The sequence below is a fragment of the Burkholderia sp. E168m23 genome (genome assembly GCF_016586125.1).
GTDB lineage: Bacteria > Pseudomonadota > Gammaproteobacteria > Burkholderiales > Burkholderiaceae > Burkholderia > Burkholderia orbicola.
The window spans coordinates 1-2,087 of record NZ_BCPP01001121.1 but is presented as its reverse complement, the minus strand read 5'-3'; the positions used below and the strand labels follow the sequence as shown (position 1 = coordinate 2,087).

Here is a 2,087-nt window from a genome sequence, read left to right as displayed (position 1 = left end):
GGTCGAGATTTCGAATCCGCTGTCGGTGATGTACGTTGCGCCGATGATCGGCGAGAAGGTCCAGTGGTTGACGCCAGGATTGAAAAGTCGAGTGGACCGATAGGCTCCCGTTGGCGCCTGCACTTGGAGTGCGACGTTGACGAACAGATTAGGCAAAGTCCACGCGAGAATCAGCGGCTGGAAATCCGCATCGCCGATATTGGTCGGATCGGCCGACATTGCGAGCGTTCCCGCGGGCGTCGGTACGTTCACGTGCCCGTTCAGATTCAGGAACGGCACGATCGCGCCGAAGCCGACGTTCGCGCCGAACAGCCTCGCGTTTGTCATTCTGATGTATGCGAGGCTCCACGACGCGGCTGTTAATGAGAAGTCGGCATTGCCGCCGTTGCGCATCGTGTGCGTCGAGTAGTACGCGAAGCGTGTGGCGAGCGTGCCGTTGGGCGTGGGTGGCGGCGTCATCCCCGCGCCGAAATCGAACACGCCGAACGGCGTGATCGGGCCGTCGTTTTCAAGCGCGCCAGCGCTCTGACATGCGAGCGTTGCCGCCAATGTGCCGATCGCGACGACGGTGGTGCGTGTGCGACAGTGCCGCACGCCATGCGGGCGTCTTAGGACTTTCATCGTGCCGTTTCCCGTACAGTTGAAATGTGTACGGAGTCTAGGAACGTCAAAATCCGGCGCGTTATCCGCTTTTGGTAATTATCGTGGGGGGCGTTTGAGCGTATCGGACGGCAGTTCGCCGAACAGTTCCCGGTAGTGCGACGCGAATCGGCTCAGGTGCCAGAAGCCCCAGCGGCACGCGACGTCGCTGACCGAAGCGCTCGCCGGGGAATGTTCGCGCAGTTCGCGACGCACCGCGTTGAGCCGTACCACACGCAAGTACCACGCAGGATGCGTGCCGAGGATTTCCTCGAAGCAGTACTGCAGCTTGCGCCGGCTCGCGCCCACCGCACGGCATACGTCGAGCACGGTCAGTGGAACGCCGGGCTGCGAGATCACGAGCTCGCGCACGCGGTCGACGATGCGACGCCGCGCGGATGGATCGAGCCGAACGGGCCGGCCGGCCGCTTCAAGCGCGTCGACGAGTTCGATCAGAATAGTGTCGCGCAGCGCCTTGCGCGTCTGCAGACGCGCAAGGCGCTGCTCCGACGTGTCTGCAGCGCTGAAACCCGCTACCAGCAAGGATTTCAACGCTTCGTAGCGGGCCACCGGCACGCGCGCGATGCTGGTTTCGCTGGACGGCGTTCCGCCGGCTTCGCCATCGTTATCGCCGAGCCATACCAGCCTGCGAAGCGTATCGGTTGGGACAGTCAGCAATACGACGTCCTGGTGGTCCGGGGTGCGCAACTCCGGCAGCGATGTGCCGCTGGAGACAAGCAGCGCTTTGTCGCGCAGCGGTGAGCCGCCGCAGTATCCGGTGCCTGAGGTTTCCAGCGGGATGCTGAACGACGTGCTACCGGCGCACTGGTCGCCACGTTTCAGCAGCGAGCGATTCACGCGTTCCCTCAGGAGCTGCATCTCGTCGAGGCGGATCGCATGGACGGTACCCTGGAAAGGCCCAGGCGAGAGCTGATCGAGGTGGATCGACCAGCCGTGCGTGCATTCGGCGAGGCTGTCGACGTCATTGCAGGTGAAGCGCCGGATGAACGGCATCCCGTCCGTCGAAGAGTCGCCGGTTGTCGCGGGCGGCAACGGGGTGTACGGCATGGCAGGTTGGGCGATGGACGAAGACCAGTGCCGACAGTGCGCACACCATAAATCATTGACAATGCGTCTTTACCCCGAGGCCGGACGTGCCCGACGCGCTCGCGGCTGGCAGACCTTCGGCCGACGACGTCGGCGGCGAATTCACGAGCCAGCCTCCGTCATCGACTTCCTGATAGCGCCGCATCAGCGGGTTGACTTGGCGAACGCTCAGACCGATCCGTTACGCTGCACGCCCGGGTTTCCAACCCATCTCGGCGATCAGCATCACCTTGGTTCGGTCAAGTTCTCGCATGGCGCACTCAGTGAGATTGAGTACCGGGAGAGTCTGGGGCTGACGACATAACCGATCGTATGTCTATGCAGTTATTACTAGTGCATAC

General features: G+C 62.8%; 2 protein-coding genes. Both read right to left on the bottom strand.

All coding sequences use genetic code 11. The features are described 5' to 3' along the window. A partial coding sequence (locus tag JMF90_RS34755; RefSeq protein WP_236598100.1) for a transporter occupies positions 1-480 on the bottom strand: 480 nt, incomplete at its 3' end. 219 nt (positions 481-699) lie between these two features. Next, positions 700-1,707 carry a helix-turn-helix domain-containing protein gene (locus JMF90_RS34750; RefSeq protein WP_011548510.1) on the bottom strand — a complete coding sequence of 336 codons (1,008 nt, stop codon included), beginning with the start codon at positions 1,705-1,707 and terminating at the stop codon, positions 700-702. Positions 1,708-2,087: the final 380 nt, after the last annotated feature.

Coding starts and splice junctions, on each gene's coding strand:
- JMF90_RS34750 (WP_011548510.1), bottom strand. CDS start 1,707: ATGCCGTACACCCCGTTGCCGCCCGCGACAACCGGCGACTCTTCGACG.